Annotated in this window: 16 protein-coding genes; 8 read left to right on the top strand and 8 right to left on the bottom strand. The window is 73.6% G+C overall.

Annotated elements, in window-relative coordinates:
* Positions 1-70 precede the first annotated feature (70 nt).
* Positions 71-1,663, top strand: a complete 1,593-nt coding sequence (locus ACGF2Y_RS24340) for an alpha/beta hydrolase (protein WP_392951132.1) — start codon at positions 71-73, stop codon at positions 1,661-1,663.
* Positions 1,664-1,769: 106 nt separating this feature from the next.
* Positions 1,770-3,365 (top strand): alpha/beta hydrolase, encoded by a 1,596-nt coding sequence (locus ACGF2Y_RS24345; protein WP_392951135.1) that lies wholly within the window; start codon positions 1,770-1,772, stop codon positions 3,363-3,365.
* Positions 3,366-3,526: 161 nt separating this feature from the next.
* Here the strand turns inward: ACGF2Y_RS24345 and moeZ are convergent, their stop codons facing one another.
* The 7 genes from moeZ to ACGF2Y_RS24380 all read right to left on the bottom strand — a co-directional run bounded on the left by moeZ (position 3,527) and on the right by ACGF2Y_RS24380 (position 12,783).
* Positions 3,527-4,705 carry an adenylyltransferase/sulfurtransferase MoeZ gene (gene moeZ, locus ACGF2Y_RS24350; RefSeq protein WP_392951137.1) on the bottom strand — a complete coding sequence of 393 codons (1,179 nt, stop codon included), beginning with the start codon at positions 4,703-4,705 and terminating at the stop codon, positions 3,527-3,529.
* Positions 4,706-4,804: 99 nt separating this feature from the next.
* The gene (locus tag ACGF2Y_RS24355; protein ID WP_392951139.1) at positions 4,805-5,629 is read right to left on the bottom strand and encodes a spherulation-specific family 4 protein; all 825 of its coding nucleotides are present in this window, start codon (positions 5,627-5,629) and stop codon (positions 4,805-4,807) included.
* Positions 5,617-6,582, bottom strand: a complete 966-nt coding sequence (locus ACGF2Y_RS24360) for an NAD(P)-dependent oxidoreductase (protein ID WP_030580443.1) — start codon at positions 6,580-6,582, stop codon at positions 5,617-5,619. The genes ACGF2Y_RS24355 and ACGF2Y_RS24360 overlap by 13 nt, the downstream gene beginning before the upstream one ends.
* A gap of 218 nt (positions 6,583-6,800) precedes the next feature.
* Complete coding sequence (locus ACGF2Y_RS24365) at positions 6,801-8,015, bottom strand: hypothetical protein (protein WP_392951143.1); 1,215 nt, start codon at positions 8,013-8,015, stop codon at positions 6,801-6,803.
* 34 nt (positions 8,016-8,049) lie between these two features.
* The gene (locus tag ACGF2Y_RS24370) at positions 8,050-10,056 is read right to left on the bottom strand and encodes a DUF3492 domain-containing protein (protein WP_392951146.1); all 2,007 of its coding nucleotides are present in this window, start codon (positions 10,054-10,056) and stop codon (positions 8,050-8,052) included.
* 328 nt (positions 10,057-10,384) lie between these two features.
* On the bottom strand, positions 10,385-11,809 hold the full coding sequence (locus tag ACGF2Y_RS24375; RefSeq protein ID WP_392951149.1) for a DUF3152 domain-containing protein: 1,425 nt from the start codon (positions 11,807-11,809) through the stop codon (positions 10,385-10,387).
* Between the two features lie 8 nt (positions 11,810-11,817).
* Positions 11,818-12,783: an alpha/beta fold hydrolase gene (locus tag ACGF2Y_RS24380; RefSeq protein ID WP_392951152.1), complete on the bottom strand. Its 966-nt coding sequence runs from the start codon at positions 12,781-12,783 to the stop codon at positions 11,818-11,820.
* Between the two features lie 112 nt (positions 12,784-12,895).
* On the opposite strand from ACGF2Y_RS24380, the gene ACGF2Y_RS24385 reads away from it, so the two are divergent.
* The 4 genes from ACGF2Y_RS24385 (at position 12,896) to ACGF2Y_RS24400 (ending at position 14,946) form a co-directional block, all read left to right on the top strand.
* Positions 12,896-13,111 carry a hypothetical protein gene (locus ACGF2Y_RS24385; RefSeq protein WP_392951155.1) on the top strand — a complete coding sequence of 72 codons (216 nt, stop codon included), beginning with the start codon at positions 12,896-12,898 and terminating at the stop codon, positions 13,109-13,111.
* A gap of 167 nt (positions 13,112-13,278) precedes the next feature.
* Complete coding sequence (locus tag ACGF2Y_RS24390; RefSeq protein WP_164615869.1) at positions 13,279-13,920, top strand: TetR/AcrR family transcriptional regulator; 642 nt, start codon at positions 13,279-13,281, stop codon at positions 13,918-13,920.
* 140 nt (positions 13,921-14,060) lie between these two features.
* Positions 14,061-14,288, top strand: coding sequence for a DUF3107 domain-containing protein (locus tag ACGF2Y_RS24395; protein WP_010061602.1), 228 nt, complete (start codon positions 14,061-14,063; stop codon positions 14,286-14,288).
* A gap of 385 nt (positions 14,289-14,673) precedes the next feature.
* On the top strand, positions 14,674-14,946 hold the full coding sequence (locus ACGF2Y_RS24400; protein WP_392951158.1) for a hypothetical protein: 273 nt from the start codon (positions 14,674-14,676) through the stop codon (positions 14,944-14,946).
* A gap of 43 nt (positions 14,947-14,989) precedes the next feature.
* Here ACGF2Y_RS24400 and ACGF2Y_RS24405 read toward each other — a convergent pair whose 3' ends face one another.
* Complete coding sequence (locus ACGF2Y_RS24405) at positions 14,990-15,736, bottom strand: ferritin-like fold-containing protein (protein ID WP_392951161.1); 747 nt, start codon at positions 15,734-15,736, stop codon at positions 14,990-14,992.
* A 451-nt stretch (positions 15,737-16,187) separates the two neighbouring features.
* Here ACGF2Y_RS24405 and ACGF2Y_RS24410 point away from each other — a divergent pair, with 451 nt between their 5' ends.
* Together ACGF2Y_RS24410 and ACGF2Y_RS24415 are read left to right on the top strand one after the other, a co-directional pair.
* Positions 16,188-18,431, top strand: a complete 2,244-nt coding sequence (locus tag ACGF2Y_RS24410; protein WP_392951164.1) for a DEAD/DEAH box helicase — start codon at positions 16,188-16,190, stop codon at positions 18,429-18,431.
* A gap of 181 nt (positions 18,432-18,612) precedes the next feature.
* On the top strand, positions 18,613-19,470 hold the full coding sequence (locus ACGF2Y_RS24415) for an alpha/beta fold hydrolase (protein WP_392951167.1): 858 nt from the start codon (positions 18,613-18,615) through the stop codon (positions 19,468-19,470).
* Positions 19,471-19,480: the final 10 nt, after the last annotated feature.

Raw genomic sequence — 19,480 nt, forward strand, 5'->3', positions numbered from 1 at the left:
CACGGCCCGCCGCCACCCGCATGGACCGCGCCCGGCCGCGCTCCCCGGCACTCCGCCGCACGATGGGCTCATGAGGACTTCCCCCGCTCTGCGTGCCGCCGCCCTCGCCGCCACCGCCACCGTGCTGCTGCCGCTCGCCGCCTGTTCGGACGACGGTGACGGGGACGGGTCCTCGACGCCCACCGGGGCCTCGACCGCCTCGCCGTCCTCCACGGCCGAGGAGCTGACGTCGCAGCAGCTCGCCTGGTCCCCGTGCCCGCCCCCGAACGCGGCCCAGGGCGGCGGCGAGTCACCGTCCCCGCTGCCCGGCGGCGTGGTGTGGGAGTGCTCCTTCATGGACGTACCGCTCGACTACGCGAAGCCGGACGGCCGCACGATCGAGCTGGCCCTGGTGCGGGCGAAGGCCAGGGACCAGAAGCGGCGGATCGGCTCGCTGGTGTTCAACTTCGGCGGGCCCGGCGCGTCCGGTGTCGCGACCCTGCCCGCGTTCGGCACCGAGTACGACACGCTCCGCACCCGGTACGACCTGGTGAGCTTCGACCCGCGCGGGGTGGGCCGCAGCGAGGGTGTCCAGTGCGCGGACGACGCCGAGCTCGACGCCCTCTACCAGGAGGACTCCACCCCGGACGACGCGGCCGAGGAGAAGGAGTTCGTCGAGGGGCAGGAGGACTTCATCGCGGACTGCGAGGAGAACTCCGGCCCCGAACTCCCCTTCGTGGGCACGACGAACGCCGCCCGCGACCTGGACCTGATGCGCACGGTGCTCGGCGACGACACGTTGCACTACTTCGGCATCTCGTACGGCACCGAACTGGGCGGCGTGTACGCCCACCTCTTCCCGGACAAGGTCGGGCGGGCCGTCTTCGACGCGGTGGTCGACCCGACGAAGAACGCCGAGCAGTCCTCCCTCGGCCAGGCCGAGGGGTTCCAGCTCGCCCTGGACAACTTCACGAAGGACTGCGCGGAGCGCGACGACTGCGCGCTGCCCGGGGCCACCCAGCAGGAGGTCGAGCAGACCATCGCCGATCTGCTGGCCGAGCTGGAGGAGGAGCCCGTCGACGGGCTCGGCGACCGGGCGCTGACGCAGACGCTGGCCACCACCGGGATCGCGTCCGCGCTCTACTCGCAGGAGACCTGGCCGCTGCTGGAGCAGGGCCTGGACGAGGCGGGCGGCGGGAACGGCGGGCTGCTGCTCGCACTGGCCGACTCGCTCAACGGACGCTCGGAGGACGGGCAGTACGACAACTCCAACGCCGCCAACATCTCCATCAACTGCGCCGACAGCAACCAGCGGTTCACCCTGGAGCAGACGAAGGCGGCGCTGCCCGCCTTCCGCGAGGCGTCCCCGCTGTTCGGGGACTACCTCGGCTGGGGCCTGATGAGCTGCACCGGCTGGCCGGTCTCGGGCGCCTGGGAGACCCCGGACGTCAGCGCCCCGGGCGCCGCCCCGATCCTGGTCATCGGCAACACCGGTGACCCGGCGACCCCGTACGCGGGCGCGAAGGCGATGGTGGAGGAGCTGGGCGAGGGCGTCGGTGTCGAGCTCACCTACCGGGGCGAGGGGCACGGGGCGTACAACAGCAAGGACGCGTGTGTGCAACGGGCGGTCGACGGTTACCTGTTGAACGGTACGGTGCCCAGGTCCGGCACGGTCTGCGGCTGATCCCGGCCCCGGCTCCCGTACCCGACACGGCGGTTAGCATGGCCGCACAGCACAGCCGCCCGACGCGTCGCCACCGGCTTCGGGCCTCGGGGAGGGAAGCCGGATCATGCGTGCGCACCGTCGTGTCCACCGGGCCGCCGTCACGGCGGGGGTGGCCCTTCTCACGGCGGGACTGCTCACCGGCTGCGGCCTGTCGAGGTCGGAGCCGAAGGCGGCCGGGCCGGCCGACGGCCGCCCCGGCGACGCCTCCGCCTCCCCCGCGCCGACCGGCCTGAAGGACTCCCCCGAAACGCCGGATCCGCCCTCCGCCCTCACCTCCCAGCGCCCCGACTGGAAGCGCTGCACGGCCCCGCGCGGCGCCGGCGCCCCCGGGCCCGACTGGCGTTGCGCGCACGTGGACGTACCGCTGGACTACGCGGAGCCGTCCGGGCAGACGCTCTCCATCGCGCTGGTCCGCAAGGAGGCCCGCGACCAGGAGCGGCGGCTCGGCTCGCTGCTGTTCAACTTCGGCGGACCCGGCGGGTCCGGCGTCGGCATTCTGCCGCGCGCCGCAGGAGCGTACGCGAAGCTCAACACCCGCTACGACCTGGTGGGTTTCGATCCGCGCGGGGTCGCGGCCAGTTCCGGGGTGCGCTGCCGCACCGACGAGGAGCAGGAGCAGGCGCACCGGAGTGTCGACCTGACTCCGGACACGGCGGCGGAGGAGGCCGCGTTCATCGAGGACGCCGCGGACTTCGGCGCCGGCTGCGAGCGCCGCTCGGGCGCGCTCCTCCCGCACGTCGGCACGACGAACGCCGCCCGCGATCTGGACCTGATCCGCCAGGTCCTGGGCGACGAGAAGCTGTCCTACTTCGGTTTCTCCTACGGTACGGAGCTGGGCGGGACGTACGCCCACCTCTTCCCGCAGAACGTGGGACGCACCGTGCTGGACGCGGTCGTCGACCCGACGGCCGACGGGATCGGGCGCGCCCGGAACCAGACCACGGGCTTCCAGCGCGCCCTGGAGAACTACCTGAAGGACCGCGGCCAGGACCCGGAGGCGGGTTCCGAGCGCATCGCCCGGCTGCTGGCCCGTATCGACCGGAGCCCGCTGCCGACCGACTCGGGGCGTGAGCTGAGCGAGTCGCTCGCCATCACCGGCATCGTCACCCCGCTGTACTCCGCGTCCGACCGGCCCGCCCTGACGGCCGCGCTCGACGAGGCGGAGAACGACGGCACGGGCAATGGCCTGCTCCGGCTCGCCGACTCGTACAACGGCCGTGACGAGCAGGGCCGTTACGACACCCAGAGCCACTCCCAGCGGGCGATCTCCTGCGCCGACTCGAAGTCCAGGCCCACCGTGGACGAGGCCCGTGCGCTGCTGCCGGAGTTCCGGGAGCTGTCGCCGGTCTTCGGCCCGTTCCTGGCCTGGGACACGGCCGGCTGGTGTGCCCGGTGGCCGATCGAGGGGGAGCACGAGACGCCGGAGACCAGTGCGCCGGGCGCGGGTCCGATCCTGGTCGTCGGGACGACCGGTGACCCGGCGACGCCGTACGAGGGGGCGCGGCGGATGGCGGACGAGCTGGGCGAGGGCGTCGGCGTCATGGTGACCAACAAGGGCGAGGGACACGGGGCCTACGGCGGCAACGCGTGTGTGACCTCGACGATCGACGACTACTTCCTGGACGGGAAGGTCCCGGCGGACGGCAGGACCTGCGGGTAGCGGCGCTCCCCGGGCCCCGGCAGGCCGGGCATACGGAAGGGCCCGGTCCGCAGCGCGCGGACCGGGCCCGTTCCCGTACAGAAGCACTGTTCCCGTACAGAAGTACCGTTCTCATACAGAAGCACGGAGCGTACCGGAATGCTCCGATACGCCGGAATGCTCTAGTACACCGGCTTCTCGGGCTCGATCTGGTTGACCCAGCCGATCACGCCGCCGCCCACGTGCACCGCGTCGGCGAAGCCCGCCGACTTGAGGACCGCGAGGACCTCGGCGCTGCGGACGCCCGTCTTGCAGTGCAGGACGATGCGCTTGTCCTGCGGGAGGTCCTGGAGGGCGGTGCCCATGAGGAACTCGTTCTTCGGGATCAGCCTCGCGCCGGGGATCGAGACGATCTCGTACTCGTTCGGCTCGCGGACGTCGATGATCTCGATCTTCTCGTCGCCGTCGATCCACTCCTTGAGCTGCTTGGGAGTGATCGTCGCGCCGAGCGCCGCCTCCTGCGCCTCCTCGGACACGACGCCGCAGAAGGCCTCGTAGTCGATGAGCTCGGTGACGGTGGGGTTCTCGCCGCAGACCGCGCAGTCGGGGTCCTTGCGGACCTTCACCTGGCGGTACTGCATCTCCAGGGCGTCGTAGATCATCAGCCGGCCGACCAGCGGGTCGCCGACGCCGGCGAGCAGCTTGATGGCCTCGGTGACCTGGATGGAGCCCACGGACGCGCAGAGCACGCCCAGCACGCCGCCCTCGGCGCAGGAGGGGACCATGCCCGGCGGCGGGGGCTCCGGGTAGAGGCAGCGGTAGCAGGGCCCGTGCTCCGACCAGAACACGGAGGCCTGGCCGTCGAAGCGGTAGATCGAGCCCCAGACGTACGGCTTGTTCAGCAGCACCGCGGCGTCGTTGACGAGATAGCGGGTGGCGAAGTTGTCCGTGCCGTCCACGATCAGGTCGTACTGCGCGAAGATCTCCATCACGTTCTCGGCTTCGAGCCGCTCTTCGTGAAGGACCACGTTGACGTACGGGTTGATGCCCAGCACCGAGTCCTTGGCGGACTCGGCCTTGGAGCGGCCGATGTCGGCCTGGCTGTGGATGATCTGGCGCTGGAGGTTCGACTCGTCGACCTCGTCGAACTCCACGATGCCGAGCGTGCCGACACCGGCCGCGGCCAGGTACATCAGGGCCGGCGAGCCGAGGCCGCCGACGCCGACACACAGCACCTTGGCGTTCTTCAGGCGCTTCTGTCCGTCCATCCCGACATCCGGGATGATCAGGTGGCGGGAGTACCTGCGGACCTCGTCGACGGTGAGCTCAGCAGCTGGCTCGACCAGGGGTGGCAGCGACACAGGAACCTCAACAATGCAGGTGGTCGGATTCTACGTAGACCGGCTTCTTACGGTCGACTACGTACGGTTGTTCTCCCCGTAACACTGCCACGCCCCTCCTCATTCCGAGATACCGGGTCCGATCCGCGAGACGATTTCGTCCCAGTACCTGGGCAGCGCCGCGAATGGATCGCTTTGTCCGCTTCGGTCGTCCCGGTCCGTGAAGAAGATCGTCCCGGCGCCCTGCCAGCGGGCGGTGCGCATGGCCTCCTCCAGGTGGGTGCGCGGGACTCCGTGGACGAAATGGGCGAACCGCTCCGGTGGATGGTCGGCCGTCCACTCGGCCACCTGGGACCAGCGGTACTCGGTCCAGGAGCCCTGGAAGGTGACCAGCTGGTCGGCCACCTCCGCATAGCCGGGATGCGGGTGGGTGCCGTGGCCCAGCACCAGACGGCCCCCGCCGTCCGCGCTGTCGCTCTCCGCCAGCAGGGCGTGCAGGGTGCCGGTGAGACGGCGGACGGCGGGCAGCGAGGCGCGCTCGGCGGGGCAGCGGGCGAGGTAGAAGCCGCCGGTCCGGTACCAGTCGATGAAGGACCGGGCGTCCGCGATCAGCTCGTCGAAGGGCCGCTCGCCGTGGGCCAGGTCGAGGTGGCCGAGCAGCCTGCCGCCGGCGGCCCGGACGGTGTCGTCCGGGGAGCCGCCGTGCAGGGCGCGTTCGCGGGCGTTGCGCAGCCTGCCCGCCGCCTCCAGGCAGTGCGGGTCGGGCCGGGAGCCGGGGCCCTCGGCGATGTTGAGGACGGCCCAGTGCAGCGGGGTGCCGGGGCGGGCCAGCTCGGCCCATTCGACGGGGGCGAGCAGGGGGTGGGCGTAGCCCGGGACGCCGAAGCCGAGCTGTTCGCCGCCCGCGGTCCGGCGAGCGGCGGCGGGAGCGGTCAGATACGGCACGCCGCCTCCATCCAGATGTCCGCGAGGGACTCCTCCAGGTTGATCCGGGGCCGCCAGCCGAGCCGGTCCCGCGCGGTGCGGACGTCGGCCTGCTGCCAGGCCCCGCAGCCGTCCGGATACGGGGACGGGGTGGCGGAGAGGTGTTCCATCACGGACTCGGCGGAGGTGCGCGGGGCGCCGATGGGCAGCCGCGCGGGGGGCGTGTCCAGCTCGTGGAGTGCGCCCGCGTACCCGGCGACTCTCGCCAGGACGGCGGCGGCGTCACGGAGCCGGACGGCCCGCCCGGTGCCGATGTTGACGACGCCCTGGGCGGCGGAGAGCGAGGCGGCGTGGACGGCCCGCGCCACATCCCGTACGTCGACGAAGTCCCGCTGCACGCCGAGGCCGCTGAGCTTCAGCTCGCCGTCGCCGGACTGCATGGCGCGGCGCATCGCCTCGGCGAGCCGGCCGAGCGGGGAACCGGCCGGAGTGCCGGGGCCGACCGGCGAGAAGACCCGCAGGACGACGGCGTCGAGGCCGGAGCCGAGGACGAGTTCGGTGGCGGCGAGTTTGCTGACGCCGTACGGGCCGCCGGGGCGCGGGACGGCGTCCTCGGCGGTGGAGGACCCGGGCTGCGACGGCCCGTACTCCGAGGCGCAGCCGACCTGGACGAGCCGGGCCCCGCAGCCGCTGCGGCGCAGGGCCTCGCAGACGGTGGCGACGGCGACGGTGTTGTGGCGGGTGAGGTCCCGGGCGCCACCGCGGGTGGCGCCCGCGCAGTTGACGACGACTCCGGGATGGACGGCGTCCAGGAAGCGGGTGAGCGCCCCGGGGCTGCCGCCCGCGAGGTCGAACCGGACGTCGGCGTCGTCGCCGCGCCCGAGGGCAGTGAGGTGGACGGCGGGGTCGGCCAGCAGCCGGTCGGCGACGAAGCGGCCGAGGAATCCGTTGGCTCCGAGCAGCAGCACCCTCATCGCGCACCGCCTCGGTGCCGACGGCGGGCTGCCGGTGCGGAGGATTGGGTGGTCATGGCGGGTTTCTCCTAGATCAGTCAGTCGGTCGTGCGGTGCTGGACGGGGCCCGCGGCGTCGGCTCCGCGGGAGTGGGTCGGTGGTGCGGTGGAACGCCTTCGGAGAGGTGGTCGGAGGTGGTGCGTCGGCGGGTCGTGCGGTGGTACGTCGGTGGGGCGGGCTCAGGTCCGGGTGTGGGCGGAGGCCCGGGAGAGCGCGAGGGCCGCGTGCAGCAGCAGTCCGAGGGCGGCCCCGCCGCAGGCGAGGGCGGACACGGCACCCGTCCCACCTGTTGAGACGAGGGCGTCCACGGGCCGGGCGAGGGGTTCGAGTCCGGGGAGCCTGGCGGAGAGGACGAGGGCCGGGGCGGCGGCCTCGACGGCGCAGGCGGCGGCGAGCGCGACGGTGCCCGGCGCGGGCAGCCCGTGGGCGGCGAGCAGCCGGGCCACGAAGAGCAGGACCCCGAGGGCGACGGCCGCGACGGGCGTGCCGCCCCCGCCCAGGCCGAGGTCGGCCAGGTACAGCAGGGGCAGCAGCGCGCCGAGGAAGAGGGTGACAGACACCAGGAACAGGGGGCGCACGCCCGCGCCGAACTCCTCCAGAGTGCGGCTGCCGGTCAGTTTGCGGCGGGCGCGGACGGTGAAGAGGTGGGCGCACCAGGCGGCCGGGGCGACGGCGGCGACGAGCCCGAGCAGCGGGGCGGGGCTGCCGTCCCACGGGCCGTCCGGGCCGCCGGTCATGACCTGGGCGAGCAGTTCGTCGCCGTACACCGCGTAACTCAGCAGCCAGCAGCCGTACACCCCGGCGCGGCCCGCTCCTTCAGGGGCGCGCAGCGGCCCACGGACCAGGCACGCCCAGAGCGCCAGGCAGGCCAGGACGACGCCGACGACGGTGACCAGGGTCCGTGTCCCGTCAGCGAGGACGCCCTCGGTGACCCGGAGCACCCCGGCGGTCGCCAGGCAGGCGGCCCCGGGGAGCAGGGCGAGAAGCGTCCAGGCGGCGCGCGCTTCGGCGTCGGGACCGGGGCCGGGCGACCCGCCTGTGGGCTCCTGCGTACGGGGCGGCATGCGGGCGTACAGCTCCTCGGCGAGGGCGAAGACGTCCCGGTGCCGGTAGCGGGCGGCGGTGCGGTCGGTGAGGCCGTGCGCCTCAAGACCTGCGGCGATCTCCAGGGGGTCCACGGCCCGTTCGCACAGGTCACGGTGGTGATGCAGCAGGGACTTCACCGGGTCGGCCGGACCACGGCGGGCCGTGGCGGCCGGGGCCCGGCGTGCCGTGGTGCGGTGCGGGATCTCCGCGGGGCGCTCCGCCGCCGGGGCGGGCGCGGGGCGTTCCGGAGCGGATGCGGGGCGCTCCGGGGCGGCAGCGGGGGTCGCCGGGTCGTCCGGACGGGTCATCGGGTGGTCTCCGTGGTCGTGGAGGGTCGGGTGGTCACGCATCGCCGTCCCCCGCCGGTCGTGCCGCGACCGCGCAGACGCCCTCCGGCGCCGGGACCGGCTCCCGCGAGTACTGCGGCTCAAGCTCACCGGGCCGGTCCGGCAGCCGGGCCCCTGGCACGGCCCGACTCGGCACGGCGGCGACGGCAGCGGGCGATCCGGAAGCCGGGACCGTGACCAAGTCCAGGTCCGAGTCCGGGGCCAGCCCCAGATCCGGGACCGGGCCCACGTCCTGGTCCGGGCCCACGTCCGAATCCCGGTCCGGGCCCACGTCCGAGTCCGGGACCAGGCCCGAGTCCGGGCCCACCGGCTGCCGAAGACGTGCCCCGGGCTGGGTCCAGTGGCCGAGGAGGCGGGCTTCCGGTGGGGTGGCGAAGGGCAGGGGGGCGCCGTGGGCGTCCACCGTGTCGGCCTCCCGGCGCACCGGGGTGTGCGAGATCAGCTCCAGGTAAATGCCGCGAAATGCCGCGAGGTTCTGTTCGACGGTGAAGAGTTCGAGCGCACGGGCCCGCGCGGCGGCTCCCAGGCGGGCCCGGCGCTCGGGGTCGCGCAGCAGCGCGAGGCAGGCGTCCGCGAGCGCCTTGGGATTGCGCGGGGGCACCACCAGGCCGGTGCCGCCGATGACCTCGACGACCGCGCCCACGTCGGTGGAGACGGTGGCCCGGCCGCAGAACATGGCTTCGACGAGGCTGACCGGGAAGCCCTCGACGACACTGGACAGCACGACCACCCCGCCCGCGCCGTAGGCCTCGGCGAGGCCGGGGGCCTCGGGGCCGCCGATCTCCTCGAAGGTGACCGGGCTGCTGCCCTCGGTGTGGGCGCCGGTGGCCTCGTCCGGGAAGAGCTGGGCGGCCAGGGCCCGGCAGTGGGCGAGATGGGCGGCCCCCTCCTCGCCCGGGGCCGGGGCGCCGAAGATCCGCAGCCGGGCGTCGGGCTCGGCGCGGTGGACCTCGGCGAAGGCGTGGAGGAGGGCGATCAGGTCCTTGGCCGGCTCGATCCGGCCGACCCAGACCAGGGTGGCGGGGCCGCCCGCGTCGTCGTCCTCGCCGACCGGGCCGAACCGCTCGGCGGCCATGCCCGGGTAGACCGTGCGCTGCCGGGCGGGGTCGGCTCCGCAGCGCTGCTGCCAGCGGCGGACGTGGGTGTTGCCGGGGGTGACGATCGCGGCCTGCCGGTAGACCTCGGCGGCGAGGCGGCGGTGGAACCCGGCGAGGAGGGCGCGCACGGGGGCTCCGTACGGCGTGCCGGAGGCGGCCAGGAAGTGCGCGCGCAGCGGGACGCCGTGCTCGGTGACGAGCAGCGGTACCCCGAAGAAGCGTTTGGCCAGCAGCCCCGGGAGGGCGGCCGCCCCGCCGGAGGCCGCATGACAGAGGTCGACCGCGCCGAGGCCCTCCTGGTCGTACCAGTCCAGCGAGAGCGGGCGCAGCGCGCGTTCCAGCTCGGCGGCGAAGGCGAGGTGGTCGGGAAGGGTGGCGCTCCGCACGGTGCGGCCGGTGCCGCGGGCGCGGGATGCGGCCTCCAGGATCCGTACGGTGGTCTCGGAGCGCAGGGCGAGGCGGAGTCCGCCGCGTTCACGGGCCAGCTCGGCGAGGCCGTGGAGCCCGTCGGCGAACAGCTCCGCGCCGGGGCCCGTACCCGGTCCCGTACCGGCCTCGTCGGGGGTGCAGATCGCGGCGGCGAGGGCGGAGAGGTGTTCGGCGAAGCGGGTGCGGTCGCGCCGCCCGTAGGACTGTTCGCCGCCGGTCACCAGCCGGGCCAGCAGGCCGCGTTCGCCGCCGCCGCGCGGAGTGCCGTCCTCGGGGGTCCACAGCGGCGCGGTGCGTACCCGGCCGACCTGCTGCGGCAGCCGGACCCAGCCCTGGCCCTCCTGGTGGGCGGAGCGGCTGAGGGCGAACAGGTCGAACTCGTGCTGCGGCAGTCCGCGCACCAGCCGGTCGCACCAGGGCCCGGACTCACCGGTCGCATAGGGATAGCCACCGTCGGTGAGCAGTCCGATCCGCACGTGTGCACCCCCGATCTCCCTTGTGGGTGGCCGCCGTTGAAACGGCGACTCACAGCGGGACGACCGTAAGCGGATACACCGGTGGCGCGACGGACGGTTGTCCGTCGCGCCACCGAAAGGGGTGAACCGTCGTAACTTTCCCGCCCCGGTCGCGTTCCGTCGCGATACAGCGGTCGGTTGTCACGGAGGGTCAGGCTCGGGCCAGCCCCTCGCGGGCCACCGCGAGGGGCTGGGCGAAGCCGGGAACGGCGGTCACACGGAAACGGCCGCCCCGACCGCTGTCACAGCGGAACGGGACGGCCGTCTCACCATCCGGACATCCGAGGGGTCAGCCGGCGGGGTGCACCCAGGGGTTGGCCTTGCACGTGATGCCTTCCACCTCAAGGGTCTTGGTCTGCTGCTGCATGACCGGAGCCAGAGCGCCGGGAGTGCGGCAGCTCACATGGTTGTAGCCCAGACGGTGGCCGACCTCGTGATTGATGAGCATCTGACGGTAGGGCAGCAATTTGTCCGGGCCGAAGGTGGCGGCGCCGTGCGCCCAGCGATAGGCGTTGATCATGATGCGGTCGGTCGCGGCGGAATCGCAGGAGACGTTGTCGATCGTGGTGTCCAGACCGGATTTGGCACACCAGTCGCCGGTGGTGCCGGGACTGGCGAGCGTGATCACGAAGTCCGGGGTCCCCGACGAGACGCGCTCGAAGGTCATCGCGCCGTTGTGCGCCCAGCTCCGGTCGTCGTTGAGCGTCTTGTGCACGGCTTCGGCGAACAGTCCGGCGTCGAGGCCGAGGCCCTTCTCCACATCGATCCGGTAGCGGTGCTTCTGCCCCTTTCCGGGGGCCTTCGCCAGACCGGGCACCGCCTCGAAGGCGCCGCTCGCCCTCAGGTCCGGCGCGATCGGAAACGGCTGCGCCATCTTGTCCGCGTACGAGAGGGGCTTGACCTCGGGCTCGGCCGAGGGCTGCTCCGGGGTCGGGCGGGCGTCGGAGCGGGAGGCCTCCGCGTCCAGGCCCTGCCGCTCCACTTCGGCGGAACGCGCGGCGGCCGCCCGGTCGCCGGAGTCCTCGGCGACCTGCCCGGCCACCACGACCGCGAGCACGGTGGTCACCGCGGCGGCGGCGATCCCGGTGCACGTCCGGCCCTTGGAGCCCCGGGGCGCGGGACGTCCGTCCGGCTCCCCGGACCCGGCGTCGTCCGGCGGCCCGGCCGGGGGTGCGGCGGGCGCGCCCGCCGGGGTCTCGCTGTCGAAGGCGTCCACGAACTCCCGGCGCGGGCCCGGCACCGGGGGGCCGGCGGGCGCCGGCTGCTGGGCCGCCCGGCCGTCCGCGGCGCGCTGGGCCGCGCGCTGGGCGGACACCTGACGGGCCACCGCCTGCTGCCGGGCGTCGGTGTCCTGGGGCCCGGCGGGTTCGCCGGGATACGGCCGGGCGTCGGCGGGGCGGCTGTCCGGACCGGAGTACTGATGGGGCGGACGCGGGGCGCCGTGGGGTGCGGGGGCGCCGTACCCCTGGCCGTGCCGGGGCACCGGTCCGGTCCCCCAGCCGCCGCCCTGCTCACGCTGTTCGGGGTGGCCGCCGCGCACCTGCGGGGCGTCGGGGGAGAACGGGCCCCGCCCGTCACCGGTCGGCGCGGGCGCGGTCCGTCTGCGGCGGCCGCCGCCGGACGTGGGCCTCGCCGCGGCGCGCTCGCCGCCCGGTTCCGCCGCCGCAGCGTCCGGGCGGATCGCCCCGGAGCCCTTTCGACTGTGTCGTCCCACGCCCCGGATCAGCTCCCGCCGCAATCGTCCAGCAGTTCCCGGAACGCCTGGGCGACCGCCTCCGGGTACTCCATCATCGCCACGTGCCCCGCGTCGGGCAGCGTCAGCAGCCGGGCGTCGCGGAAGGCCGCGGACGCCCTGCGTGCCATCCGGTACGAGACGAGCTGGTCCCGTCCGCCGTACACGAGCTGGGTCGGTGCGAGCACCCGCTCGGCCTGGCGCCACAGTCCGTGCTGGCCACCCAGGGTGTACGCGTCGACGATGCCCCGGGCCGAACGCGTCATCGCGTCCCAGAAGTACGGCAGCTCCAGCCGTCGCTCCATCTCGGCCACCGCATGGCGGAAGGCTTCGTCGGAGATCCGTGCCGGATCGCCGTAACAGAGTGCCATGACTCCACGCGTCCGCTGCTCCGCCGTCCAGTCCTTCGTGAGCCGGGCGAACAGGGGAGCGACTCCCGGCACCGCCAGGAGACCGGTCGGGACGGCGGGTCGCTGCACCCGCCATTCCGGCAGGGCCGGCGAGATCAGGGTGAGGGTGCGCACCAGGTCGGGGCGGACGGCGGCGACCCGGGTGGCGACCGCGCCGCCCAGGGAATTGCCGAACAGGTGAACGGGTCCCCGATCCTCCGCGTCCAGCAGCCGGATCACCGCACGGGCGTGTCCGGTCACCGAGTAATTGCCGTCGTCCGGCGGCGGCGAGTCCCCGAATCCGGGCAGGTCGACCGCCTCGCCGTCGACCACGTCGGACAGCAGCGGCATCAGCGCGGACCAGTTCTGCGACGATCCGCCGAGCCCGTGCACGTACAGCGCGGGGGGCAGTCCGGTCCGGTCGCCCGGCCGGCAGCGGACGTTCAGACCGATCCCCGGCAACGACACGGAGCGCAGCCGTTCGCCGTCGGCGACCCGGACGGCCCCGGCCGTGGGAGCCGCCGCGGCGGCGGTTGCGTGGACACCCGGCAGCTCGGTCGAAGACATGCGGCAATGTTACGAGACGATCACGCGCTCATTCATGTGTTCGGCATCACAGGCCGCATCGCGGGGCGGGTTGGTTGCTCCTACGCTTCAGGGGAAGGAAGGGAGCTGCACCATGACGGTCGACCCGAGCGACCCGGACACCTTCGAGGACACCGAACCGGAAGAGGCGGGGCCCGAAGCCCCCGAGGCGGACGCCGCCGAGCAGCGGGCGGACATCCGGCCCGAGAGCGACGAACAGGTGGAGAGCATCGATCCGGCCACCGCCAATGAGGCCGATGTGGCGGAGCAGCGCAGGGTGATTCCCTTGGACGAGGACGATTACCGGTAGTACGCCCCGGTTTGCTCGCGACCGCGAAGAACTGTGGCTTCCACAGCCGTCCGGTCCATGAAATTCTGCGTCCGCGCCGCGCACGCCAGGTTTACCCAAAAGTACGATGGCTGTACGGCGCAGTGTGCACGGACCGGCTGTGCTGGAACACATATTTGGGAGGCGGCGTGACAGCCATCGAGCAGACAGAGGCGGCGCGCCCGCGGGGCACACGCCTGCCCCGCCGCGCCCGACGCAATCAGCTGCTGGGCGCCGCACAGGAGGTCTTCGTCGCGCAGGGCTACCACTCCGCCGCGATGGACGACATCGCCGAGCGGGCCGGAGTCAGCAAGCCGGTGCTCTACCAGCACTTCCCCGGAAAGCTGGAGCTCTACCTCGCCCTTCTCGACCAGCACTGCGAGTCGCTGCTCCAGGCCGTGCGCACGGCGCTGGCCTCGACGACGGACAACAAGCTGCGCGTCGAGGCGACGATGGACGCCTACTTCGCGTACGTGGAGGACGAGGGCGGCGCCTTCCGGCTGGTCTTCGAGTCCGACCTGACCAACGAGCCCGCCGTGCGCGAGCGGGTCGACCGGGTGTCCCTCCAGTGCGCCGAGGCCATCTCCGACGTGATCGCCGGGGACACCGGCCTGTCCAAGGAAGAGTCCATGCTGCTGGCGGTGGGGCTCGGCGGCGTCTCCCAGGTGGTGGCGCGCTACTGGCTCTCCAGCCGGTCCGCCATCCCCCGTGACACGGCCGTGCAGCTCCTCACCTCGCTGGCCTGGCGGGGCATCGCGGGCTTCCCGCTGCACGGCGTCGAGCAGCACTGAGCCCTCCGTGACGGTACGCGGGAGGCCGTGTTCGCTGCGGGCGTTGCCGGTCGGGCCCTGAGCGCCGCTTCCGCCGGGCTAGTGTGGCTGCGTACGGCGCGGTTCGCCGCGCAAGGACTGACCGTCGGAGGGACATAGCCGTGGAGGTCAAGATCGGGGTGCAGCACACGCCCCGCGAGATCGTTCTGGAGAGCGGGCTTTCCGCCGAGGACGTCGAGAGCGCGGTCGCCGCGGCACTGGGCGGCAAGGCGGAGCTGCTCAGCCTCACGGACGACAAGGGCCGCAAGGTCCTGGTGCCGGCCGACCGGATCGCGTATGTGGAGATCGGCGAGCCGACCACCCGGCGGGTGGGGTTCGGGGCGCTGTAGTCCACCGGACGCGTTGACCACAGGAGCGGGCCCGGCGGGGTTTTCCCCCCCGGGCGCCCCGGGGTTGGGGGGGGGGGGGCGGGGGCGGGGGTGGGCCCCCCCCGGGGGGGGCGCCCCCCCGGGGGGGGGGGGGGGGGGCCCCCCCCCCCCCCCCCGCTCCTGTGTGCTGCGTGCGGGGCCGGGTCCGAGGATGCGCCGCCGGGTCCCGTACGCGTACGAGATCGCCGCTGGGTCCCGTACCAGGTCGCCGCCGGTCCCGTACGAGGTCGGCGCCGGTCCCGAACGGGTCGGAACGGGCCGCTGGAGGGTTGCCCCTCACAGCCGGGGGGTAGTACCGCCTACGACCGATTTGCCCGCCCCGCACACCCCCGCGAGGTGATCCTCTGTGATCTGGGAATCCTTCGGCGCCGCCGTGCTCGGACTCGCCCTGTCCTGGGCGGCGGTCCGATCATTGGCCGACCGCCTGCCGTCCGGCCGTGCGGTATTTCTCACCGGTGTGCCGGCCACCCTGTTCGGCGCGTATCTGACGCATGCCGCGCTGGGTCCCGGCCATGTCCTGGCGACGCTGATCGGAGCCGTGTCCGTCGGGGCGGTGACGCTGTCGCTCCTGATCCGACCACGCGGCCGCCGCCTCGCCCGGTCGGCGGCGGCCCAATAGCACGGTGCCGCGCGACAGCACGGTGTCGCGCGGTGGTGCGGTGTTACGCGGCCAGCCCCAGGGCGGCCATCCGCTTGGTGTGGGCCTCGGTGATCCGGGAGAACATCCGGCCCACCTCGGCCAGGTCGAAGCCGTCCGCGACGCCGCCCACCAGCATCGTCGAGAGGGCGTCGCGGTCGGCGACCACCCGCTGGGCCTGCGACAGCGCCTCGCCCATCAGCCGGCGCGCCCACAGCGCGAGCCGCCCGCCGAGCCGCGGGTCGGCCTCGATCGCGGCGCGCACCTTCTCCACGGCGAAGTTCCCATGGCCCGTGTCGTCGAGCACGGACAGGACCAGGGACCGGGTGTCGGTGTCCAGCCGGGCCGCGACCTCGCGGTAGAAGTCGCTCGCGATCGAGTCGCCGACGTACGCCTTGACCAGGCCCTCCAGCCAGTCGGACGGCGCCGTCTGGCGGTGGAAGTCGTCGAGCGCCTTGGCGAACGGCTCCATCGCGGTGGTCGGGTCCTCGTGCACGGCGGTCAGCCGCTGGTTCAGCTGCTCGAAGTGGTGGAACTCGGCAGTGGCCATCTTCGCCAGCTCCGCCTTGTCCCCGAGTGTCGGCGCGAGCTTCGCGTCCTCGGCCAGCCGCTCGAAGGCCGCCAGCTCTCCGTAGGCGAGGGCGCCGAGCAGGTCCACGACCGCGGCGCGGTACTGCGGGTCGGCGGCCGCGGTGGCCCAGTCCTGGGCGGCGATCCCGGTGGCTCCGGAAGCTTCGGCGGGGGTCTCAGTGGCGTGGTCAGGCGTCTCCATGAACGGAACGATAGCCCGCTCCGCACAGGGCGGAAGGGCCTGGTCAGCCCGGGACCTCATACCGTTCCGATGAATTCGTCCAACACACATGCGCGAATCCGGGGTACAGTGGTAATGCGCCTACTGAGCACTGTGCTGTGCCAGAGGCGCGCCCTTTGAATGAGGATGCCCGGTCGGTGGCCCGATCGGCTCCGACCCGACAGCCCTCCACGCGGTGCGTACGACACGTACGACCGCAGCTGAGGGGCCCCCTCAGCGGCACGAGCGCTCGAGCGACGGCAGTGGTCCCGCGCCACCCGGCCCATCCACGGCCGGATGACCAACCCCGGCACGGTACGACCCCCAGCGTTCGCCTCGGACCGCGTCTCACAGAAGAGGCAGCACCCTGACTACGTTCCGCGACCTCGGTATTCTTTCCGAGACGGCCGAAGCCCTTGAGGCAGTCGGCATCATGTCCCCCTTCCCCATCCAGGAGCTGACGCTCCCCGTAGCCCTCTCCGGCTCCGACGTCATCGGCCAGGCCAAGACCGGCACCGGCAAGACGCTCGGCTTCGGTCTTCCGCTCCTGGAGCGCGTGACCGTCCCCGCCGACGTCGAGGCGGGCCGCGCCGCGCCCGAGCAGCTGACCGACGCGCCGCAGGCGCTCGTCGTCGTCCCCACCCGCGAGCTGTGCCAGCAGGTCACCAACGACCTGCTCACGGCCGGCAAGGTCCGTAACGTCCGCGTTCTCGCGATCTACGGCGGCCGGGCGTACGAGCCCCAGGTCGAGGCCCTCAAGAAGGGCGTCGACGTGATCGTCGGCACCCCGGGCCGTCTCCTGGACCTGGCCGGCCAGCGCAAGCTCGACCTCTCCCACATCCGGGGGCTCGTCCTCGACGAGGCCGACGAGATGCTGGACCTGGGCTTCCTGCCCGACGTCGAGCGCATCATCACGATGCTGCCGCCCAAGCGCCAGACGATGCTGTTCTCGGCCACCATGCCCGGTGCCGTCATCAGCCTCGCGCGCCGCTACATGTCGCAGCCGACGCACATCAACGCCACATCGCCCGACGACGAGGGCACGACCGTCAAGAACACGGTCCAGCACGTCTACCGCGCGCACAACATGGACAAGCCGGAGATGCTCTCCCGCATCCTCCAGGCCGACGGCCGCGGGCTCGCGATGATCTTCTGCCGGACCAAGCGCACGGCCGCCGACATCGCCGAGCAGCTGGAGAAGCGCGGCTTCGCCTCCGGCGCCGTCCACGGCGACCTCGGCCAGGGCGCCCGCGAGCAGGCGCTGCGCGCCTTCCGCAACGGCAAGGTCGACGTCCTCGTCTGCACGGACGTCGCCGCGCGCGGTATCGATGTCGAGGGTGTGACCCACGTCATCAACTACCAGTCGCCGGAGGACGAGAAGACCTACCTCCACCGCATCGGCCGCACCGGCCGCGCGGGCGCCAAGGGCATCGCGATCACGCTGGTCGACTGGGACGACATCCCGCGCTGGCAGCTGATCAACAAGGCCCTGGACCTGAAGTTCCCGGACCCGCCGGAGACGTACTCCACCTCGCCGCACCTCTTCGAGGAGCTCGGCATCCCGGCGGGCACCAAGGGTGTGCTGCCGCGCGGCGAGCGGACCCGTGCCGGTCTGCGCGCGGAGGAGGTCGAGGACCTCGGCGAGACCGGCGGCCGCGGCCGCAAGGCCGCCGCCCCGGCTCCCGCCCGTGAGGAGCGCGAGCCGCGCACCCGTACGCCGCGTCAGCGCCGCCGCACCCGTGGCGGGTCCGCCGCGAAGGAGAGCGCCGCGACGGTGCCCGCCCCCGCCAAGGAGGCCGCCCCGGTCGCCCCGGCCGCTGACGAGGCGTCCGACGCTCCGCGTACGCCGCGCCGTCGCCGCCGTACCCGGGTCAGCGCCTCCGAGGCCGTCGCCGAGGCGGCCGTGGCGGTCGCCGAGGCTCCGGTGGTTCCCGCCCCGGTGGCCGAGGCCGCTCCCGTGATCGAGACCGCGCCCGTGGCCGAGGCGGTCGCGGAGGCCGTGGCCGAGACCAAGCCGCGCCGCCGTCGCAGCCGTGCCGCCGTGAAGCCGGCGGCCGAGGAGACGGCTTCGCCCGTCGCCGCGGCTCCGGCCGCACCGGCCGCGGCCGAGTTCCAGACCGTGGCCGTCGCCGCGGGCGTCGCGGAGCCGGTCGCCGAGCCGAAGGCGGTCAAGCCGCGCCGCCGCACCCGGGTCGTGAAGCCGGCCGACGAGGTCGACTTCCAGATCGCCCCGGCCGCCGAGCCGGAGCCCGAGGTGAAGACGCGTCGTCGTCCGGCCCGCGCCACGACGAAGGCGAAGTCCGAGCCGAAGGCCGCGTCCACGTCGGCCGAGCCGAAGGCTCGGGCGACCAGGACGACGAAGTCCCGGGCGAAGGCGGAGACGCCGGAGACCACGGCGACCACGGCGACCACGGACAAGACCACCGCGAAGGTCGCCTCGAAGGCCACCGCGAAGGCGGTCGCCGCCGAGCAGCCCGTCGTCGAGGCCCCGGCCGCCGACGCGGACGCCAAGCCGCGCCGCCGCCGGGCCACCCGCAGTGTCACCTCGACCGCGGGTCAGGAGACCGCCGTGGTCTCCGAGGCCGAGGCCGTGGTGAGCGAGGCCGCCGCCGAGACGAAGCCGCGCCGCCGCCGCGCCACCCGCCCGGCGGGCAAGGCGACGACGACCGAGAGCTGACGCTTCCGGCATCATCGCGGCACCAACGGCCCCGGCCCCCGCACTCGCGGGGGCCGGGGCCGTTTCGCTGCCCGGTGACGCTCAGGAGAGCTGCCCGGTGACCGTCAGGAGAGCTTGCCCCGTGACGTCAGGAGGGCTGCCCGGTGGCCCCGGGAAAGGGCGGCGGGGATAGCCTCGCCGTATGAGCCGCCCGCCCACCTTCACCCCGCCGCCCTGTGCCCGCGCCCGTGTCCTTGGCACCGAGCGCGGCGACTTCGCCGTCCTGGACGCCGTACCGCGTACCCCGGCACGGGCCACCGCCCTGCTGCTGCCCGGATTCACCGGCAGCAAGGAGGACTTCATCGCACTGCTGGAACCCCTGTGCGCGGCGGGCTACCGGGTGGTCGCCGTGGACGGCCGGGGACAGTACGAATCCAAGGGGACGGACCGTCAGGAGAGCTACGCCCAGGGCGAGTTGGCCCGCGACGTGCTGGCCCAGGCGGCGGCCCTGGGCGGCGGCGACGGAGAGCTGCACCTGGTCGGGCACTCGCTCGGCGGTCAGATCGCCCGCGCCGCCGTCCTGCTGGACGCCACCCCGTTCCGCTCGCTGACACTGATGTCCTCGGGCCCCGCCGAGGTCGTCGAGGCGCAGCGGGACAAGGTGAAGATGCTGAGCGACGCGCTGTCCGTGCTGTCCATGGACGAGGTGTGGCAGGCGATGCAGGCACTGGATCCCCCGCAGGACGCGGACACCGGCGGCGGTGCGGACATGCGCCGGCGCTGGCTCGCCCACCGTCCGGCCCAGTTGATCGCCACCGGCGCCCAGCTGGCCGCCGAACCGGACCGGGTGGACGAGCTGGCCGCCGTCGGGCTGCCCGTCCACGTCCTGTCCGGGGAGCGCGACGACGTCTGGCCGGTGGAGCAGTTCGACTCCATGGCGCGACGCCTCGGCGCCCGCCGCACCACGATCGCCGGCGCCGAGCACTCCCCCAACACCGCGCGCCCGCAGGAGACCGCGAAGGCGCTGGCCATGTTCTGGGACGGCTTGCCGGCCGCCTGACACACCACCG

Source organism: Streptomyces sp. NPDC048142, assembly GCF_043202835.1.
Taxonomy (GTDB): Bacteria; Actinomycetota; Actinomycetes; order Streptomycetales; family Streptomycetaceae; genus Streptomyces.